Source organism: Streptomyces sp. NBC_00009 (genome assembly GCF_045040855.1).
Classification (GTDB): domain Bacteria; phylum Actinomycetota; class Actinomycetes; order Streptomycetales; family Streptomycetaceae; genus Streptomyces; species Streptomyces aureus.
In genome coordinates this window covers 6,366,323-6,383,158 of record NZ_CP108312.1, presented here as the reverse complement: position 1 = coordinate 6,383,158, position 16,836 = coordinate 6,366,323, and the positions used below count along the sequence as shown (strand labels likewise).

General features: G+C 71.6%; 16 protein-coding genes and 2 pseudogenes. 5 read left to right on the top strand and 13 right to left on the bottom strand.

Going from position 1 to position 16,836, the window contains the following annotated elements; genetic code table 11:
- Positions 1-86: 86 nt before the first annotated feature.
- Positions 87-1,793 (top strand): cytochrome c oxidase subunit I, encoded by a 1,707-nt coding sequence (gene ctaD / locus OHA58_RS28845; protein ID WP_405482391.1) that lies wholly within the window; start codon positions 87-89, stop codon positions 1,791-1,793.
- On the opposite strand, the pseudogene OHA58_RS28840 reads toward ctaD, so the two are convergent.
- The 3 genes and pseudogenes from OHA58_RS28840 to OHA58_RS28830 all read right to left on the bottom strand — a co-directional run.
- Positions 1,675-2,711, bottom strand: a pseudogene (locus tag OHA58_RS28840) (helix-turn-helix transcriptional regulator); the annotation flags it as partial. The gene ctaD and the pseudogene OHA58_RS28840 sit on opposite strands and share 119 nt — an antisense overlap.
- Before the next feature lie 57 nt (positions 2,712-2,768).
- Positions 2,769-3,620, bottom strand: coding sequence for a hypothetical protein (locus tag OHA58_RS28835; RefSeq protein WP_405482390.1), 852 nt, complete (start codon positions 3,618-3,620; stop codon positions 2,769-2,771).
- Complete coding sequence (locus tag OHA58_RS28830; protein ID WP_405482389.1) at positions 3,617-4,885, bottom strand: glycosyltransferase family 4 protein; 1,269 nt, start codon at positions 4,883-4,885, stop codon at positions 3,617-3,619. The genes OHA58_RS28835 and OHA58_RS28830 overlap by 4 nt, the downstream gene beginning before the upstream one ends.
- A gap of 239 nt (positions 4,886-5,124) precedes the next feature.
- Between OHA58_RS28830 and OHA58_RS28825 the strand changes: the two are divergent.
- A pseudogene (locus OHA58_RS28825) lies at positions 5,125-5,409 on the top strand (ABC transporter); the annotation flags it as partial.
- On the opposite strand, the gene OHA58_RS28820 reads toward OHA58_RS28825, so the two are convergent.
- Positions 5,402-6,001, bottom strand: coding sequence for a transglycosylase family protein (locus OHA58_RS28820; protein ID WP_405482388.1), 600 nt, complete (start codon positions 5,999-6,001; stop codon positions 5,402-5,404). The pseudogene OHA58_RS28825 and the gene OHA58_RS28820 overlap by 8 nt on opposite strands.
- A 393-nt stretch (positions 6,002-6,394) precedes the next feature.
- Between OHA58_RS28820 and OHA58_RS28815 the strand changes: the two genes are divergently transcribed.
- Positions 6,395-7,213, top strand: coding sequence for a hypothetical protein (locus OHA58_RS28815; protein WP_405482387.1), 819 nt, complete (start codon positions 6,395-6,397; stop codon positions 7,211-7,213).
- Positions 7,214-7,441: 228 nt separating this feature from the next.
- A complete protein-coding gene (locus OHA58_RS28810) occupies positions 7,442-7,759 on the top strand; it encodes a hypothetical protein (protein WP_405482386.1) in 318 nt (105 codons plus the stop codon).
- 29 nt (positions 7,760-7,788) lie between these two features.
- Here OHA58_RS28810 and der read toward each other — a convergent pair whose 3' ends face one another.
- From der to OHA58_RS28780, 6 genes are all read right to left on the bottom strand, one after another.
- On the bottom strand, positions 7,789-9,261 hold the full coding sequence (gene der / locus OHA58_RS28805) for a ribosome biogenesis GTPase Der (RefSeq protein ID WP_405482385.1): 1,473 nt from the start codon (positions 9,259-9,261) through the stop codon (positions 7,789-7,791).
- A gap of 80 nt (positions 9,262-9,341) precedes the next feature.
- Positions 9,342-9,929 carry a lysophospholipid acyltransferase family protein gene (locus OHA58_RS28800; RefSeq protein ID WP_405485229.1) on the bottom strand — a complete coding sequence of 196 codons (588 nt, stop codon included), beginning with the start codon at positions 9,927-9,929 and terminating at the stop codon, positions 9,342-9,344.
- A 59-nt stretch (positions 9,930-9,988) separates the two neighbouring features.
- Entirely contained in the window at positions 9,989-10,693 is a 705-nt protein-coding gene (gene cmk / locus OHA58_RS28795; RefSeq protein ID WP_405482384.1) for a (d)CMP kinase, read from the bottom strand.
- A gap of 112 nt (positions 10,694-10,805) precedes the next feature.
- Positions 10,806-11,891 (bottom strand): prephenate dehydrogenase, encoded by a 1,086-nt coding sequence (locus OHA58_RS28790; protein ID WP_405482383.1) that lies wholly within the window; start codon positions 11,889-11,891, stop codon positions 10,806-10,808.
- Positions 11,888-12,250 carry a chorismate mutase gene (gene aroH, locus OHA58_RS28785; protein ID WP_405482382.1) on the bottom strand — a complete coding sequence of 121 codons (363 nt, stop codon included), beginning with the start codon at positions 12,248-12,250 and terminating at the stop codon, positions 11,888-11,890. Before aroH ends, OHA58_RS28790 begins: the two co-directional genes overlap by 4 nt.
- Positions 12,251-12,395: 145 nt before the next feature.
- On the bottom strand, positions 12,396-12,812 hold the full coding sequence (locus OHA58_RS28780) for a YidB family protein (RefSeq protein ID WP_405482381.1): 417 nt from the start codon (positions 12,810-12,812) through the stop codon (positions 12,396-12,398).
- A gap of 188 nt (positions 12,813-13,000) precedes the next feature.
- Between OHA58_RS28780 and OHA58_RS28775 the strand changes: the two genes are divergently transcribed.
- The gene (locus tag OHA58_RS28775; RefSeq protein WP_405482379.1) at positions 13,001-13,711 is read left to right on the top strand and encodes a DNA polymerase beta superfamily protein; all 711 of its coding nucleotides are present in this window, start codon (positions 13,001-13,003) and stop codon (positions 13,709-13,711) included.
- A gap of 78 nt (positions 13,712-13,789) precedes the next feature.
- On the opposite strand, the gene OHA58_RS28770 is transcribed toward OHA58_RS28775, so the two are convergent.
- The 3 genes from OHA58_RS28770 to OHA58_RS28760 all read right to left on the bottom strand — a co-directional run bounded on the left by OHA58_RS28770 (position 13,790) and on the right by OHA58_RS28760 (position 16,829).
- A complete protein-coding gene (locus OHA58_RS28770; RefSeq protein WP_405482378.1) occupies positions 13,790-14,794 on the bottom strand; it encodes an ADP-ribosylglycohydrolase family protein in 1,005 nt (334 codons plus the stop codon).
- The gene (locus OHA58_RS28765) at positions 14,791-15,516 is read right to left on the bottom strand and encodes an NUDIX domain-containing protein (protein WP_405482376.1); all 726 of its coding nucleotides are present in this window, start codon (positions 15,514-15,516) and stop codon (positions 14,791-14,793) included. Before OHA58_RS28765 ends, OHA58_RS28770 begins: the two co-directional genes overlap by 4 nt.
- Positions 15,517-15,617: 101 nt before the next feature.
- Positions 15,618-16,829 carry a pseudouridine synthase gene (locus OHA58_RS28760; protein WP_405482375.1) on the bottom strand — a complete coding sequence of 404 codons (1,212 nt, stop codon included), beginning with the start codon at positions 16,827-16,829 and terminating at the stop codon, positions 15,618-15,620.
- Positions 16,830-16,836: the final 7 nt, after the last annotated feature.

The following is a 16,836-nucleotide window of genomic DNA, read 5'->3' as shown; positions in this document are numbered from 1 at the left end:
CGCCCACTGTCGGAGTCGGTGGGGAGGCGAGCATCATGGCGTGTGCTCGAGGCAGGCCCGGGGCGCGAGAAGCGAGGGGGCAAGCGATGGGTACGACGGACGTGCAGCCCGTGCAGCCGGCGGCAGGAGCGGTGCGGACGAGGACGCCGGGCCGGATCGTCGTGGAGTGGCTGACCACCACGGACCACAAGAAGATCGGCCACCTCTACCTGATCACGTCGTTCGCGTTCTTCCTCGCCGGCGGGATCATGGCGCTCCTGATGCGGGCCGAGCTGGCACGGCCCGGCCTTCAGATGCTGTCCGCCGAGGAGTACAACCAGCTCTTCACGGTGCACGGCACGATCATGCTGCTGCTCTTCGCGACCCCGACCTTCGCGGGCTTCGCCAACGAGATCATGCCGCTGCAGATCGGCGCCCCCGACGTGGCGTTCCCCCGGCTCAACATGTTCTCGTACTGGCTGTTCCTGTTCGGCGGGCTGATCGTGATCAGCTCTCTGATGGTGCCCGGCGGGGCCGCGGACTTCGGCTGGTTCGCGTACGCCCCGCTCAACAGCCTGACGCGCTCGCCGGGCGTCGGCGCCGACATGTGGATCATGGGGCTGGCGCTGGCGGGCTTCGGCACGATCCTCGGCGCGGTGAACTTCCTGACGACCATCATCGGGATGCGGGCGCCCGGCATGACGATGTTCCGGATGCCGATCTTCACGTGGAACACGCTGTTCACGTCGATCCTCGTGCTGATGGCCTTCCCGGTGCTCGCCGCGGCGCTGCTCGTCCTGGAGGCGGACCGGCGCTTCGGGGCCGTGGTCTTCGAGGCCCAGTTCGGGGGTGCACTGCTGTGGCAGCACCTCTTCTGGTTCTTCGGCCATCCGGAGGTCTACATCATCGCTCTGCCGTTCTTCGGCATCATCTCCGAGATCCTCCCGGTCTTCAGCCGCAAGCCGATCTGGGGCTACTCGACGCTGGTCGGCGCCACGATGGCCATCACCGGGCTCTCGATCGTCGTGTGGGCGCACCACATGTTCGTGACGGGTGGGGTGCTGCTGCCGTTCTTCTCGTTCATGACGTTCCTGATCGCGGTGCCCACGGGCGTGAAGTTCTTCAACTGGATCGGGACGATGATCAACGGGTCCCTGTCCTTCGAGACCCCGATGCTGTGGTCCATCGGCTTCCTGGTGACGTTCCTGTTCGGCGGCCTGACCGGCGTCATCCTCGCCGCGCCGCCTATGGACTTCCATGTGACGGACTCGTACTTCGTCGTCGCGCACTTCCACTACGTCGTGTTCGGCACGGTCGCCTTCGCGACGTTCGGCGGCTTCTACTTCTGGTGGCCCAAGTTCACCGGGAAGATGCTCGACGAGCGGCTCGGGAAGATCCACTTCTGGACGCTGTTCGTCGGCTTCCACACCACGTTCCTGGTGCAGCACTGGCTCGGTGCCGAGGGCATGCCGCGGCGGTACGCCGACTATCTGGCGGCCGACGGGTTCACTGCGCTCAACACGCTGTCGACCATCGGCTCGTTCCTGCTCGGCTTGTCCACGCTGCCGTTCCTCTACAACGTCTGGAAGACGGCGAAATACGGCGAGAAGGTCGACGTGGACGACCCGTGGGGCTACGGGCGTTCGCTGGAGTGGGCGACACCGTGCCCGGCGCCGCGGCACAACTTCCTCACGCTGCCCCGGATCCGCTCCGAGTCCCCGGCGTTCGATCTGCACCATCCGGGGTTCGCGTCGTCCCGTCCGCTGAGCCGGCCCGTTCCAGTGCCCGGGACAGACGGTCTCGAGCGGTCCTGATCACGTCCGTGAGCCCGTCGGGTTCGAGCACCTCGAACTCGAAGCCCATCAGGATCACGTGGATCACCATCGCGTCGAGGCTCGCCGCCCCGGTGCGCAGCACACAGCTGTCGTCGCCGTCGGCCTCGAGCGTGCCCGCCGACGGGCTGATCCGCTGCGCCGCCTCCTCGACGGGCACCAGGAGCCGGATCGTCGCCCCGGTGGCGTACGGGCCCTGCGAGACGCCCTTCGAGACATACGCGGCGAGGTCGTCGGCGGGTGGCGTGCGCGGGGTGAAGCGCGGCCCGTGCGGCGGCTTCGGCGTGATGCGGTCGACGCGGAACGTGCGCCAGTCCTCGCGGTCGACGTCCCAGGCGACCAGGTACCAGCGGCGCTCGCTGCACACCAGGCGGTGCGGCTCGACGGTGCGGCGCGTGGCGGCGCCCCCGTGGTCCTCGTAGGCGAAGCGCAGCCGCTCCGAGTCCCGGCAGGCGGCGGCGAGTTCGGTCAGGACGGACGGGTCGACGTCGGAGGGCCCGGGCCGCGGAGCATCGGCACGGTGAACGCGTTGAGGGCGGACACGCGGCGCCGGAGCCGGCCGGGGAGGACCTGTTCGAGCTTGGACAGGGCCCGTACGGACGTCTCGCCGATGCCCTCGATGCCCTGGCCGGCCGAGGTGCGCAGGCCGACGGCGACGGCGACGGCCTCATCGTCGTCGAGGAGCAGCGGCGGCAGCTCGGCACCGGCGCCCATCCGGTAGCCGCCGCCGGTGCCGGGGCTCGCGTCGACGGGGTAGCCGAGCCCGCGCAGCCGGTCGACGTCGCGGCGGACGGTGCGCGGCGTGACGCCGAGCCGGTCCGCGAGGTCGGCGCCCGACCACTCGCGGCGGGCCTGCAGCAGCGAGAGCAGCCGCAGGAGTCGGGCCGAGGTCTCCAGCATGGGCCCGAGTCTGCCAGCCCTCGCGGACAGCCGGAGTCCGCAAGGGCGCCGCGCGGGCTACTCGGCGGCGGCCGCCGCGGTCACCAGGACCGCCAGGTCGTTGTCGCTCGTGTAGTACGGCTCGACCGCGATCCGGCCGCGCCCGGTGTCCAGGCGTGCGGTCGGGTAGGTGAAGATCGGCTTCTTGTCGGCGACGTCGTCCAGGAGCCGGGCGACGCGTACCGCGAGTCCGTCCTCGCCCTCCGGGCGCACCCACAGGTCCCAGCGTCCCGCTTCCAGCTCCTCGTACCCGACGCGGAAGGTGAACTCGTCGCCACGCGGGGTCAGTTCGCTGCGGAGCGCCGGCCCGCCGTCCGTGCGTGAACGTATCTCCGCGTACGCCTTGGGGGTGATCGCGGTGCCGTAGACCCGGCCGCTGACCGTCATCTCGCTGTCCGTGACGAGCAGTTCGCCCGCCTCGGCGTGCGGCGCGCGCAGCCAGCTGCGCACGGTGAGGTTGCCGTGCTTGGTCGCGTAGGGGATGCGGACGGCGACGAAGCCGCGGGAGCCGCTGGGTACCCGGTCGACGAGGGACCGCAGGTCGTTGAGGCCGGGGGCCAGGCGCCGCGGCTCCTCGCCGGCCACCTGCGCGAAGACGTCCCAGCGTCCCTCGGGCAGCCGGACGCTGCTGGGCAGCGCCGCCCGGAGGCTGCCGTCGCCCGCCGGGGTCAGCGGCAGGCGCACGTCCTCGCCGCTGTCGCGTTCGGTGAGGACCAGATGGGCCGGGTCGGGCCCGCCGTGGTCGGTGACATCGAAGGTGAGACCGCCCGCCGAGTCGGCGATGCAGTCGGCGTGGGGCGCCGTGGTCCCGCCCCCCAAGGACGGCTCGGACGAGGCCGAGAAATCGGCCGAAGCGGTCGGCGGCGTCATGCCGTGCGCCCCTTTCTCTGTGACGTTCCCTGGGCCGTGAACGCGGAGCGTCCCGAGTCCCGCACCGCGTACGCGCCCCCGAGCAGCGCGCCGCGGGTGCGGTGCAGAAGGCCTCCGCCGCGGCGGGCCGTCAGCGAGCCGAACAGCGATTCGTAGCGCTCGGCGATGTGCGCCGGGTCGAACCGCTCGGAGTCCTTGAGCGCGGCGCTCGCCATCCGGGCGCGCAGCGCGTCGTTGTTGATCAGTTCGAGGAGGCCGCCGGAGATCGCCGCGACGTTGCCCACCTCGACCAGACGCCCGTCGACACCGTTGTCGATGATTTCGCCGGGGCCGTGCGGACAGTCGGTGGCGACCACCGGGAGGCCGCAGCGCATCGCCTCGACGATCGTCATGCCGAACGACTCCAGGCTGGAGGTGACGGCGGCGATGGAACCTTTCGCCCACTCCGGTTCGATGGGGTGGGCGGGGCCCATGAGGAACACGTGGTTGTAGAGACCGAGGTCGTCGATCAGGGCGCGGAGCTTGTCCTTCTGCTTGCCGCTGCCGTAGATCCGCAGGCGCCAGTCGGGCCGCTCGGCGCGGACCCGGTCGAAGGCCCTGACCAGCAGGTCGTACCGCTTCACGGGCGCGAGCCGGCCGGCCGCGACGACCCACTTGCCCGAGCCGTCCGCCGGCTCGACGCCGGGCGCGGGCACGGGGTTCGGCACGGCCTCGATCCGCACGCCGGGCAGCCGCATCTTCGCGCGGTAGGCCCGGGCGTCGGCCTCCGTGGTCGTGGTGAGCGCGTCGAGCCGCGGGTAGACCGCGCGCAACTGCCGGTGCAGCGCGGTGGGGTGGCTGTCGAGAGTGAGGTGTTCCTGGCCGACGCGCCGGGGGCCGCGCCGGGTCTGGCGGGCCAGGTGCACGTTGAGTCCCGGGCGGGTGCCGACGACGACGTCGGCGTCGACCGCACGCAGGTGCTCGGCGATCCGCCGGTCGGTGAGCGCGTTGTACTGGTCGTAGCGGCCCTCGGCGTGCGGGAACGTCGTGGCGGGGGTGCGGTATTCGGGGCTGTCGCCCTCGTAGCCCGGGCTGCCCTTGCGGATGTCGACGAGATGACGGACCCGGATCCTCGGGTCGGCCCTGAAGACCGGCTCGTCACGGTGGCGCAGGACGGAGACCACCTCGACGTCGTGCTGTTCGGCAAGCGTGTTCGCGAGGTTGTACGTCGTCCGAATCGTCCCCCCGATTCCATACGCGTTGTGAATCAGGAAAGAAATCTGCATGCGTCCCCGTATTCCACTGTTCCTCGCGGACAGTCCGTCTCGTCCGCCTACCGCAGGGTTAGACAGGGGTGCGGGGGCAGAGGTTGGGCGTCATCACCATCTTGTTCCAGAACAGATGCGTGATTGAGAGACGATTCGTGGAACCTTTTGACGTTTTCTGACATCAAGGCAGATAGGAGAGCTGAGGTACCACGAAACAGTTCGTGGTCATGTCACCCGCTTGAGTGACCCACCCCGAGCCGTCCTTCCAGCGCGCCGACCGCGTCCATCCCGAGCGGCAGGCGGTCTTCGGCTCCCCGACCGTGGCCGAGAACCTCGAACTGACGGCCCGAAGCCGCGATTTCGGGCCGGCCCTTGAGGCGTACCCCGAGCTGCGCCCCCTGCTGCTGGGGGAGCTCGACGCGTGCGTGGTCGTCGCCGAGCAGCGGCTGCCGCCCGGCCTGCGCACGCGCGCGGGTGTGGTGGTGTACGAACTGCGGCGGGGTGCCGTCGTGTTCGCCGGCGAGGCAGCCGAGCTCAGTTGAGGCTCTCGGCCGACGCCTTCGGGATGAGCAGCATCGTGCCGGTGTTGAGGCGGTCGGGGTGGGCCCCGACCATCTGCTTGTTGGCCTTGTAGAGCGCCTGCCAGCCGCCCTTGACGCGGTACCGCGTGGCGATCGAGCTGAGGGTCTCGCCCGGCTTGACCACATGGACGGAGCCGTCGACCTCGAGGACCCTGGAGCAGACCGGCCAGGCACGCCAGCCCTGGGTGCTCAGCACCTTCTCGGCGACCGCGATCTGTTCGGCGCGCGTCGCAAGGTCCGCGCGCGGGGCGTACCCGAGGCCGCCGTTCTCCTTCCAGGTGGACTGCCGGAACTGCAGCCCTCCGTAGTAGGCGTTGCCGCTGTTGATGTGCCAGCGCCCGCTGCTCTCGCACTCGGCGAGGCAGCCCCACGGCCACTGGTCCTTGGCGCAGTCGTCCAGCTTGAGGATCATGCGCCCGGGGCCGGGAGCCGGTGGGGGCGGGACGGCGGCCGCGGCCGCGGGGGCGAGCAGGGCGGCGAACAGGGCGGCCGGCAGGGCCGCGAGACGGAAGCGGCGTGCGGGGCGCGTGCGGTTCACGGGCATGGGGCGCATCGCGTCACGCTAGGCACGCGAGCCCGCGCCCGCGCCGAGCCGCGCCATGCACGGACCCGGCCCCACCCGGTCGGCCGCCTCCCGGCCCGCCGTAGGCACACTTTCGCCAACGACTGTTTTCAGCCACCTGCTTCATTACACGATTTCAGGATTTGTCGACCTGTGGGCATGGCGACCTGCCGCTCACCTCTCCGGATCAATCTCCTTACGTACAACGGGAGTTGATGTGGAGCGATTGATTCCGGCCGCCGGTTCGCGCCGTGCGTCGGATGGGTCGATTCCGTCCCCTTCCGGGCGTGACCCCCGGCACAGATCATCCGTTGTCTTCTTTATGAGCCGGGGACCGCCCGGCCGCATTCGACGCAGCAACACACCGAATCCGAGGAGCCACCCGTGCCGCGCATGCTCGACGTCAGCGACGACGTACGCGCCGAGATCGGCGACGCAGAAGCCGACCGGCTGCTCGCCGGAGAGAACGCCCCGGGCACGTACGACTGCACGTCCTGCCGTACTCCGGGCGATTCGGAACAGGAGCGCACCAGCACCGTCCTGTTCATCGGCGACGAGACCGCCGTCCTGGCCTTCGCCCACTCCACCTGCCTGCCCTCACAGGTCGTCCAGGTGTCCGAGGAGCAGCTGCAGGGAGCCGTACGTTCCATCACCGGCGACGGCGGCGCCCCCGCCGCGGCCCCCGCCCCCTCCCCCGCGGCGCAGTCCATCCCCGGGCAGGCCGTTCCGGAGCAGGCCGTGCTCGGCGTGACCAGCGGGCTCGTCCTGATCTCCGGCGAGCTGCACCCCGCGCTCGTCGTCGAGCCGACCGGGCCGATCGCCCGCCCCGGCTCGACGGGCGGCATCGACGAGTTCCTGACCCTCCTCGTGGAGCAGGGCTTCACGCCGACCGCCCAGGTCGGCGAGGTGCCGCCGGTGCTGCACGGCTGGTCCGTGCTGCTCGCCATGGGCCAGCTGCACGCCGTCCTGCAGCCCGGCTCCGTCGGTGCGGGTCAGGTCGCGTGGTGGCAGGCGCACCAGCCGCTGCACGTCACCGACAGCTGGCGCGCGGCGGCGAACAAGACGAACTCCGTCCTCGTCTTCGCCGCCCCGGCCGGCACGATCGGCCGCCAGCCCCGCGAGGACCTGCTCCGCGGCGCCCTCGACAAGGCCGCGGCGAACGGGCTGCTCGTCGGCGCGACGATGCCCCTGGCAGGCACGTGACCCTCAGCCGTGAACCGAGTTGACCGTGGGCCGGGCGCGCGCCCGGCCCACGGTCGTACCCGGCCCCGGACGCCGGCCCGTGCACCTCCGCGTGCGCCGCCCGCACCCTCGTCGGGCCTGCGAAAGCGCGAACCGGACCGCATCCGCGAGGGTGTGCGGGTCGTTGGCACCTACGTGCACGCATACGACCCCCCTCGCCGCCCGCAGTATCCGACCCCGATCCCCGCCATGCGCGGGACGCATGAATCGGCGGGTGGCCGCTCGGCCACACCGATCTACGACGCCCTGTACTCGGAGTACCGCAGATCCTTCCGGGCCCTGCCGGGCGACCGCAGCGGCGAAGAGAACCTCTCGTTCTCCGCGTTCGGCTCGAGCCTGTACGCCGTGCACCACAGCACCAGCGGCCGGCACAGCGCGTCGTACCACGAACCACAGCAGGTCCACAGCTCGCCGCCGACCGGCTCCTGGCACACGAGCGGGCGGCAGCACAGCACCGGGAGCAACCTCCCTGCCGCACTGCCGCCCGCTCCACGCCGCGAGCGCTAAGGCCCAAGTCCTGGGAGCCGGGCGCTAGTTCACTTCTTGCGGCCGCGCTTCTCGCGCACCCGGACCGAAATGTGGATCGGCGTCCCCTCGAAACCGAACTCCTCGCGCAGGCGCCGCTCCACGAACCGGCGGTAGCCGGCCTCGATGAAGCCCGAGGCGAAGAGCACGAACCGCGGCGGCTTCGTGCCGGCCTGCGTGCCGAAGAGGATGCGGGGCTGCTTGCCGCCGCGGACCGGGTGCGGGTGCGAGGCCACCAGTTCACCCAGGAACGCGTTGAGCCGGCCCGTCGGAACGCGCGTCCCCCAGCTGTCGAGAGCCGTCTCGATCGCGGGGACGAGCTTCTCCATGTGGCGCCCGGTCGTCGCCGACACGTTCACCCGGGGCGCCCACGCGACCTGCGCGAGCTCCGTCTCGATCTCGCGCTCCAGGTAGTAGCGCCGCTCCTCGTCGAGCGTGTCCCACTTGTTGTACGCGACGACGATCGCGCGGCCCGCCTCGACGGCCATCGTCACGATGCGCTGGTCCTGGATCGAGATCGACTCGGACGCGTCGATCAGGATGACCGCGACCTCCGCCTTCTCGACGGCGGCGGCGGTGCGCAGGGACGCGTAGTAGTCGGCGCCCTGCTGCAGGTGTACCCGCTTGCGGATGCCCGCCGTGTCGACGAACTTCCAGGTCTTGCCGCCGAGCTCGATGAGCTCGTCGACCGGGTCGCGGGTGGTGCCCGCCAGCTCGTTCACGACGACGCGGTCCTCGTTCGCCACCTTGTTCAGGAGGGAGGACTTGCCGACGTTCGGGCGGCCGATGAGGGCGACGCGGCGGGGGCCGCCGATCGCGGTGCCGAAGGTCTGCGCCGGAGCGTCGGGCAGCGCCTCGATGACGGCGTCCAGCATGTCGCCGGTGCCGCGGCCGTGCAGGGCCGACACCGGGTACGGCTCGCCGAGGCCAAGGGACCACAGGGCGGTGGCGTCCGCCTCGCCGCTCGGCCCGTCCACCTTGTTGGCGCACAGCACGACCGGCTTGCCGGCCTTGCGCAGCAGCCGTACGACCGCCAGGTCGGTGTCGGTGGGGCCGACCGTGGCGTCGACGACGAAAACGACGGCGTCGGCGGTCTCGATCGCGTACTCGGCCTGCGCGGCCACGGACGCGTCGATGCCGAGGACGTCCTGCTCCCAGCCACCCGTGTCGACGAGCCGGAAGCGGCGGCCCGCCCACTCGGCCTCGTACGAGACGCGGTCGCGGGTGACGCCCGGCTTGTCCTCGACGACGGCCTCGCGGCGGCCGATGATGCGGTTCACCAGGGTCGACTTGCCGACATTGGGGCGGCCGACGACGGCGAGTGCGGGCAGCGGGCCGTGGCCCGCCTCCTCGATCGCGCCCTCGACGTCCTCGATGTCGAAGCCCTCTACCGCGGCGAGCTCCATGAACTCCGCGTACTCCGCGTCGCCAAGGGCCCCGTGCTCGTGCTCGGCCGAGCCCTCCGGCTGGATCTGGTCGTTCATGAAGTCCGTACCTCGTCGTTCATCGTGGTGATCGGTGGACCGTCTGATCACTTACGGCGGTCCACTACTGAAAGTCTCGCTCAGTGCCCGGTGAGGCGCCTGGCGTTTTCCAGGTGGGCGGTGAGCCGCTCCTGGATGCGCACGGTCGCCTCGTCCAGCGCCTTGCGCGTACGCCGCCCGCTGCCGTCGCCCGCCGGGAACGGGTCCCCGAAGACGACATCGACGCGGCTGCGCAGCGGCGGCAGCGCCTTTATCAGCCGGCCGCGCTTGTTCGTGCTTCCCAGGACCGCCACCGGCACGATCGGCGCCCCGCTGCGCACCGCGAAGTACGCGAGGCCGGCCCGCAGGGAGGCGAAGTCGCCGCCCCCTCGGGTGCCCTCCGGGAAGATCCCGAGGACTCCCCCCTCGTCGAGCACGCTCAGCGCACGCGTGATCGCCGTACGGTCCGCCGTCGAGCGGTCCACCTCGACCTGGCCGATGGCGCCCAGGAATGTGCCGAGCGGTCCGACAAAGGCTTCCTTCTTGATCAGGAAGTGCGTCGGCCTGGGCGCGACGCCCATGACCATCGGCCCGTCGACGTTGTGCGCGTGGTTGACGGCCAGGATCACCGGGCCGGTCGCGGGGACCTTCCAGGCGCCGAGGACGCGGGGCTTCCACAGCCCGTACATGAGGCCGACCCCGATACGGCGGCCGACCTCCGCGCCTCTTTCCGAGGGGGAAGCCGCGGTCACTTCGCCGCCCGCTTCTCCCCGATGAGGGTGACCACGCACTCGATGACCTGCTGGAGCGTGAGCTCGGACGTGTCCACCTCGACGGCGTCGCCGGCCTTGGCCAGCGGGGACGTCTTGCGGCTGGAGTCCGCGGCGTCCCGCTTGATCAGGGCCTCCTGGGTCGCCTTCACGTCGGCGCCCTTGAGCTCACCGCTGCGGCGGGCCGCGCGGGCCTCCGGCGACGCGGTGAGGAAGATCTTCAGGTCGGCGTCGGGCAGGACGGTCGTACCGATGTCACGGCCCTCGACGACGATGCCCTGCCCGGCCGAGGCGGCGATGGAGCGCTGCAGCTCGGTGATGCGGGCACGCACCTCGGGGACGGCGCTGACGGCGCTGACCTTCGAGGTGACCTCGGTGGTGCGGATGGGACCGGCGACGTCGACGCCGTCGACCGCGATCGTCGGGTCGGACGGGTCGGTGCCGGAGACGATCTCGGCCTTGCCGGCCACGGCGGCGATGGCCGTCGGGTCGGTCAGGTCTATGCCGTTGTTCACCATCCACCAGGTGATCGCCCGGTACTGGGCGCCGGTGTCCAGGTAGCTGAGCCCGAGCTGGGCGGCGACGGCCTTGGAGGTGCTCGACTTGCCCGTGCCGGAGGGGCCGTCGATGGCGACGATCACTGCTGCCGGGGCGGCGCTTGCGGCGGTTGCGGCGGTTTCCACGGGGCTGCGGACACCTTTCTCAGTGCACGGGACAGGGAGGCGGGGCGCAAAGGCGCCCCGCACAAGGTTACTGGCTCAAGCACCCTGCCCTTACAGCCCCTGAGGACAGGACCTACTGGCGCATCGCCCAGCCCCGGTCGCGCAGTGCCGCCGTCAGCTTCGGGGCCGCCGCCGGCTGGACCATCAGCTGGACGAAGCCCGCCTGCTGGCCGGTCGCGTGCTCGATGCGGACGTCCTCCACGTTGACGCCCGCGGCGCCCGCGTCGGCGAAGATCCGGGCCAGCTCGCCGGGCTGGTCGGAGATGAGGACCGCCACGGTGTCGTACGCCGCCGGGGCCGCGCCGTGCTTTCCGGGGACGCGGACCTGGCCCGCGTTCCCGCGGCGCAGGACTTCCTCGATGCCGGTGGCGCCCTCGCCGCGCTTCGCCTCGTCCGAGGACTGGAGGGAGCGCAGGGCGCTCACCGTCTCGTCGAGGTCGGCGGAGACCGCGGAGAGCAGGTCGGCGACCGGGCCGGGGTTCGCGGAGAGGATGTCGATCCACATGCGGGGGTCGGAGCCCGCGATGCGCGTCACGTCCCGGATGCCCTGACCGCACAGGCGTACGGCCGACTCCTCGGCGTGCTCCAGGCGGGCCGCGACCATGCTGGAGACCAGGTGCGGCATGTGGGAGACGAGGGCGACGGCGCGGTCGTGGGCGTCCGCGTCCATGACGACGGGGACGGCCCGGCACAGCGCGACCAGTTCCAGCGCGAGGTTCAGGACCTCGGTGTCGGTGTCGCGGGTGGGCGTCAGCACCCAGGGGCGGCCCTCGAAGAGATCCGCGGTGGCCGCCAGGGGCCCGCTGCGCTCGCGGCCCGACATGGGGTGCGTACCGATGTAGGGGCTGAGGTCGAGGCCGAGGGCCTCCAGCTCGCGGCGCGGGCCGCCCTTGACGCTGGCGACGTCGAGGTAGCCGCGGGCCACCCCGCGCCGCATCGCGTCGGCCAGGGTCGTCGCGACGTGCGCGGGCGGCACGGCCACCACGCACAGGTCCACGGGTCCCTCGGGCGCCTCGTCGGTGCCGGCGCCCAGCGCGGCGGCGGTGCGGGCCTGCGCCGGGTCGTGGTCGGCGAGGTGCACGTGCACGCCGCGCGAGGCGAGCGCCTGGGCGGCCGAGGTGCCGATGAGGCCGGTGCCGATGACGAGGGCGGTTCTCACTGGGCGATGTCCTTGCGCAGGGCGGCGGCGGCGCCGAGGTACACGTGCGCGATCCCGGACTTCGGCAGCTCGGACTCGATATGGGCGAGGACGCGGACGACGCGCGGCAGCGCCCCCTCGATGTCGAGTTCCTGCGCGCAGATCAGCGGCACGTCGACGATGCCCAGCTTGCGGGCGGCGGCGGCCGGGAAGTCGGCGTGCAGATCGGGGGTGGCCGTGAACCAGATCGAGATCAGGTCGTCGGAGGTCAGCCCGTTCCGCTCAAGGATGGCGGTGAGCAGCTCGCTGACCTGCTCGTCCATGTGTCCGGCTTCGTCCCGTTCCAGTTGGACGGCGCCCCGGACCGCTCGTACCGCCACGGTGTCGCTCCTTGCTCGCGTACGTACAGCTCATGAGGTGCCAAGCCTAGTCAGCCCCGCAGACACCGGCGCGTGGCGCCCGCCTGCCGAGACGGACGCCGCGCACGGTGCGGTACATCAGAGCTTCCGGTCTCCGGCCGGCAGGTCAGAACTTCTGCTGCTTGACCAGCTCGTCGAGCGAGAGGCCCGGCACCTCGCCCTCCGGGGTCAGCTTGTCGACGGCCGTGGGCAGGGCGCTCGCGATGTCGTTCGCCGCCTGGTCGGGGCTGACGCCCGACTCCGCCGCGACCTTCTGCAGCGTGGCGTCCGGCAGGGCCTCCTTGACCTGGTCCGGGGTCAGCTGCTCGTTCGAGCCGGTGCCGACCCAGGACTGCGCCTGCCCGCCGAGGCCCGACTTGGCGAGCGCCTCCAGGAGGCCGCCCAGCGGGTTGCCGCCCGCGGAGCCGCCCTGGCCCTGGGTGAACGCCGCCAGGAGCGAGGTGAGGACTCCGCCCGCCGAGCCGCCCGCCTTGTCACCGAGGAGGCCGCTGAGCAGGCTTCCCAGATCGTTGTTACCCGCCATGGTCACGCCTTTCAGAACGTTCTTGAAGTCTTGATTTGGGCTCGCTCCGGGGGTCCACAGACCCTGCCAATGTGACCCCACCCACACCCTGTCGCCACTCGGGCAGCCCTGCCCGGCCCGCTCTCCGGAAGATCGATGGCACCGGAAATTCGGCCGCTCCGGCCGGGCACGGCCCGTACGCTCCGTCCATGACAGAGGCCCTGGACCTGGTGCGCGACCACACGATCTACTCCTGCGTGATGGGGTCGCGGGCGTTCGGCCTGGCCACGGACGACAGCGACACCGATCGCCGGGGCGTGTTCGTGGCGCCGACGCCGATGTTCTGGCGGTTCGAAAAGCCGCCGACGCACGTCGACGGTCCGGCGGACGAGCAGTTCTCCTGGGAGCTGGAGCGCTTCTGCGAGCTCGCCCTGCGGGCCAATCCGAACATCCTGGAGTGCCTGCACTCGCCTCTGGTCGAGCACCTCACCGACACGGGCCGCGAGCTGCTCGCCCTGCGCGACGCGTTTCTGTCCCGGCAGGTCCACGTCACGTTCACCGGCTACGCGATGGGCCAGCGCAAGAAGCTCGACGCCGATGTCCGCCAGTACGGCGCCCCGCGCTGGAAGCACGCGATGCATCTGCTGCGCCTCCTCACCTCCTGCCGCGACCTGCTCCGCACCGGCCGGCTGACCCTCGACGTCGGCGAGGACCGTGAGGCACTCCTCGCGGTGAAACGGGGCGAGGTTTCCTGGGACGACGTGGTGGCCCGGATGCAGTGCCTGGGCGGCGAGGCGGAGGAAGCCGCCGCCCGCACCCCGCTCCCGGCCGAGCCGGACCGGGCGCGAGTGGCGGACTTCCTGTTCGGGGTGCGCCGGGCGTCAGCCCTTGAGCCGGAGCCGCGGCCTTACACCCGCTGAGCCCCGCTGAGCCCCCCTCTGACGTTCGTCGAAGACGACGCGCACAGACCAGGCCCCTGTCCGGCACATCGTCATCGATCACGCGTCCCAGAGCGCGCCGAGCGACAGCAGGTCGCTGCGGTACTCGATCCGTTCCGACCAGTCCGCCGGCCAGACCTCGTCGCCCAGGTACGCCCCGGCGAAGGCTCCCGTGAGGCAGGCGATCGAGTCCGAGTCGCCCGAGGTGCAGGCGGCGCGGCGCAGGGCGGTGACGGGTTCGTCGACGAAGAGCAGGAAGCAGAGCAGGCCCGTGGCGAGCGCCTCCTCGGCGATCCAGCCCGCGCCGGTGGCCAGGCACGGGTCGGTCTCGGGCGACGGCGAGGCCAGCGCCTCCTGGAGCCGTTCGAGCGCGGCCAGGCAGTCGTCCCAGCCGCGCGCGATGAAGTGCTCCGGGCTCGGGTCGGCAGCGTGCGCCCACAGGTCGCCGAGCCAGGCCTCGTGGTACTTCTGCCGGTTCTCGTACGCGTACGAGCGCAGCATCCCGACGAGTCCGGTCGGCTCCGCGCCCTGCGCCAGGAGGTGAACGGCGTGCGCGGTGAGGTCGGACGCGGCGAGGGCCGTGGGGTGGCCGTGCGTGAGCCCGGACTGCAACTGGGCGGCGCCCGCGCGCTGTTCGTCGCTGAGGCCCGGGATCAGGCCGACCGGCGCGACGCGCATGTTGGCGCCGCAGCCCTTGGACCCGATGCGGCTGGCCTCCTGCCAGGGCTTGCCGGTCTTGAGGAGGTAGCAGGCCTGGAGGCAGGTGTTGCCGGGGGCGCGGTTGTTCTCCGGCGACTGGTACCAGTCGATGAACTCCTCACGCACGGGCCGCGTCATGCCCATCGGCGCGAGCACGCCGCGGTCCATCGCCGTGCGCAGGCCTCGCCCCAGGGCGAGCGTCATCTGGGTGTCGTCGGTGACGATCGCGGGCTTGGGCAGAGCCATCTGCCGCCACGGCCCGAACTTGGCGAGGATCGACGGCACGTCGTTGAACTCGGTCGGGAAGCCGAGCGCGTCCCCCAGGGCGAGCCCGACGAGGGAGCCGGTCGCCGCACGCTTCTTCATGAGGGTCGTCCTTCCACGGGGGGCCTGAGCAGGGGCGGGTGCAGGGTGGTGGCGGGCCCTGCCTTGTAGAGCGCGGCGGGCTTGCCGCGGCCGCCGGTGAGCCGGGCGGCGCCGAGCACCGGTTCGACGAAGCCGGGGGTGGCGAGGACCTTGCGCCGGAAGTTCGCGGGGTCGAGCCCGGCGCCCCACACCGCTTCGTAGACTCCCCGCAGCTCGCCGAGGGTGAACTCGGGCGGGCAGAAGGCCGTGGCCAGGCAGGTGTTCTCGATGCCGGCGCCGACGCGTTCGTGCGCGTCGGTGAGGATCCGGTCGTGGTCGAAGGCGAGCGGGCCGTACGCGCCCGTGCCGTACGGCAGCCAGTCCGCGCGGGCGGCGTCACCGCCCCCGCGCACCTCGGGCGGGTCGGGCACGAGGGCCGCGAACGCGACGGAGACGACCCGCATCCGGGGGTCGCGGTCCGGGTCGCTGTAGGTGCGCAGCTGTTCCAGGTGCAGTCCGGTGACGTCGGACAGGCCGGTCTCCTCGGCCAGTTCGCGCGCCGCCGCCGTCTCCGCGGACTCGTCGGGCAGGACGAAACCGCCGGGCAGCGCCAGGCGTCCCGCGTACGGGGCCTGCCCCCGCTCGACGAGCAGCACCCTCAGCGCGCCGTCCCGGATCGTGAAGACGGCCAGATCGACGGTGACGGCGAAGGGCTCGAAGGCGTGCTTGTCATAGCCCTGCACGCACACCACCCCCCTCTCTTTATGGTCTTACCGACTATAAAGAGAGGGGGGTGGCACACACAAGAGCCAGGCCCCTGCCGGGGCGGGGTGCCCAGGCGCTTCTAGAGGTCGACCTCCTGCATCAGCATGCCGACCTCGGTGTTGGACAGGCGCCGCAGCCAGCCCGACTTCTGGTCGCCGAGCGCGATCGGCCCGAAGGACACCCGCACCAGCTTGTCGACCGGGAACCCGGCCTCCGCGAGCATGCGGCGCACGATGTGCTTGCGGCCCTCGTGCAGGGTGACCTCGACCAGGTAGTTCTTGCCGGTCTGCTCGACGACGCGGAAGTGGTCCGCCTTCGCGTACCCGTCCTCCAGCTGGATGCCGTCCTTGAGCTGCTTGCCCAGGTCGCGCGGGATCGGGCCCACGATGTGCGCGAGGTAGGTCTTCTTCACGCCGTACTTGGGATGGGTGAGGCGGTGGGCCAGCTCTCCGTGATTGGTGAGCAGGATGATGCCCTCGGTCTCGGTGTCGAGCCGCCCGACGTGGAACAGCCGCGTCTCGCGGTTGTTCGTGTAGTCACCCAGGCACTGGCGGCCGTCGGGGTCCTCCATGGTGGAGACGACACCGGCCGGCTTGTTCAGCGCGAAGAACTGGTACGACTGGGTCGCCACGGTCAGACCGTCGACCTTGATCTCGTCGTTCTCGGGGTCGACGCGCAGCCCCTGCTCGAGCACGATCTGGCCGTTGACCTCGACCCGAGCCTGCTCGACGAGCTCCTCGCAGGCGCGCCGGGAGCCGTAACCGGCCCGCGCGAGCACCTTCTGGAGCCGCTCGCCCTCCTGCTCGGCGCCCGGGAAGGTCTTGGGGGTCTTGATGTCCGGCCTGCCCGCGTACCGGTCGCGGTTGCGCTCCTCCTGCCGGGCGTCGTACTCCCGCGAGGTCCCCGGGGCGCCGCTGCGACCGCCGCCGCGGGCGCCGGTGCCCTGGGAGGTGCGGGGGCCGCCCTTGGCGCCGCCGCGCGCTGCCGCGCCCCGGCCCCTCTTCGGCGCGCCGCCGCCGTCGGCGGGGCTCACGTCGTAGCGCCGCTCCTCGGGACGCGGCTTGCTCGGCCGGCCCTGCTTGTCGTCCCGGTCGTTGCCGGCACCGCGGTAGCTCCCGCGAGCGCCGCCGGCGCTGCCGCCGCGAGCACCGCCGCCACCACCGCTACCGCCGCGGCCACCGCTGCCGCCGCGACCGCCACCGCCGCCACTGCTGCCGCGGCCGCCGCTGTTGCCACCACGGCTCCCGCCGTTGTTTCCGCTGCTGTTCCTGCCGCTGCTGCTGCTTCGCATCAAAAGT

Bases quoted from the DNA above. Each gene is read 5' to 3' on its own strand.
- ctaD (WP_405482391.1), top strand. From the start codon at position 87: ATGGGTACGACGGACGTGCAGCCCGTGCAGCCGGCGGCAGGAGCGGTG.
- OHA58_RS28835 (WP_405482390.1), bottom strand. From the start codon at position 3,620: ATGACGCCGCCGACCGCTTCGGCCGATTTCTCGGCCTCGTCCGAGCCG.
- OHA58_RS28830 (WP_405482389.1), bottom strand. From the start codon at position 4,885: ATGCAGATTTCTTTCCTGATTCACAACGCGTATGGAATCGGGGGGACG.
- OHA58_RS28820 (WP_405482388.1), bottom strand. From the start codon at position 6,001: ATGCGCCCCATGCCCGTGAACCGCACGCGCCCCGCACGCCGCTTCCGT.
- OHA58_RS28810 (WP_405482386.1), top strand. From the start codon at position 7,442: ATGCGCGGGACGCATGAATCGGCGGGTGGCCGCTCGGCCACACCGATC.
- der (WP_405482385.1), bottom strand. From the start codon at position 9,261: ATGAACGACCAGATCCAGCCGGAGGGCTCGGCCGAGCACGAGCACGGG.
- OHA58_RS28800 (WP_405485229.1), bottom strand. From the start codon at position 9,929: ATGTACGGGCTGTGGAAGCCCCGCGTCCTCGGCGCCTGGAAGGTCCCC.
- OHA58_RS28780 (WP_405482381.1), bottom strand. From the start codon at position 12,812: ATGGCGGGTAACAACGATCTGGGAAGCCTGCTCAGCGGCCTCCTCGGT.
- OHA58_RS28775 (WP_405482379.1), top strand. From the start codon at position 13,001: ATGACAGAGGCCCTGGACCTGGTGCGCGACCACACGATCTACTCCTGC.
- OHA58_RS28770 (WP_405482378.1), bottom strand. From the start codon at position 14,794: ATGAAGAAGCGTGCGGCGACCGGCTCCCTCGTCGGGCTCGCCCTGGGG.
- OHA58_RS28760 (WP_405482375.1), bottom strand. From the start codon at position 16,829: ATGCGAAGCAGCAGCAGCGGCAGGAACAGCAGCGGAAACAACGGCGGG.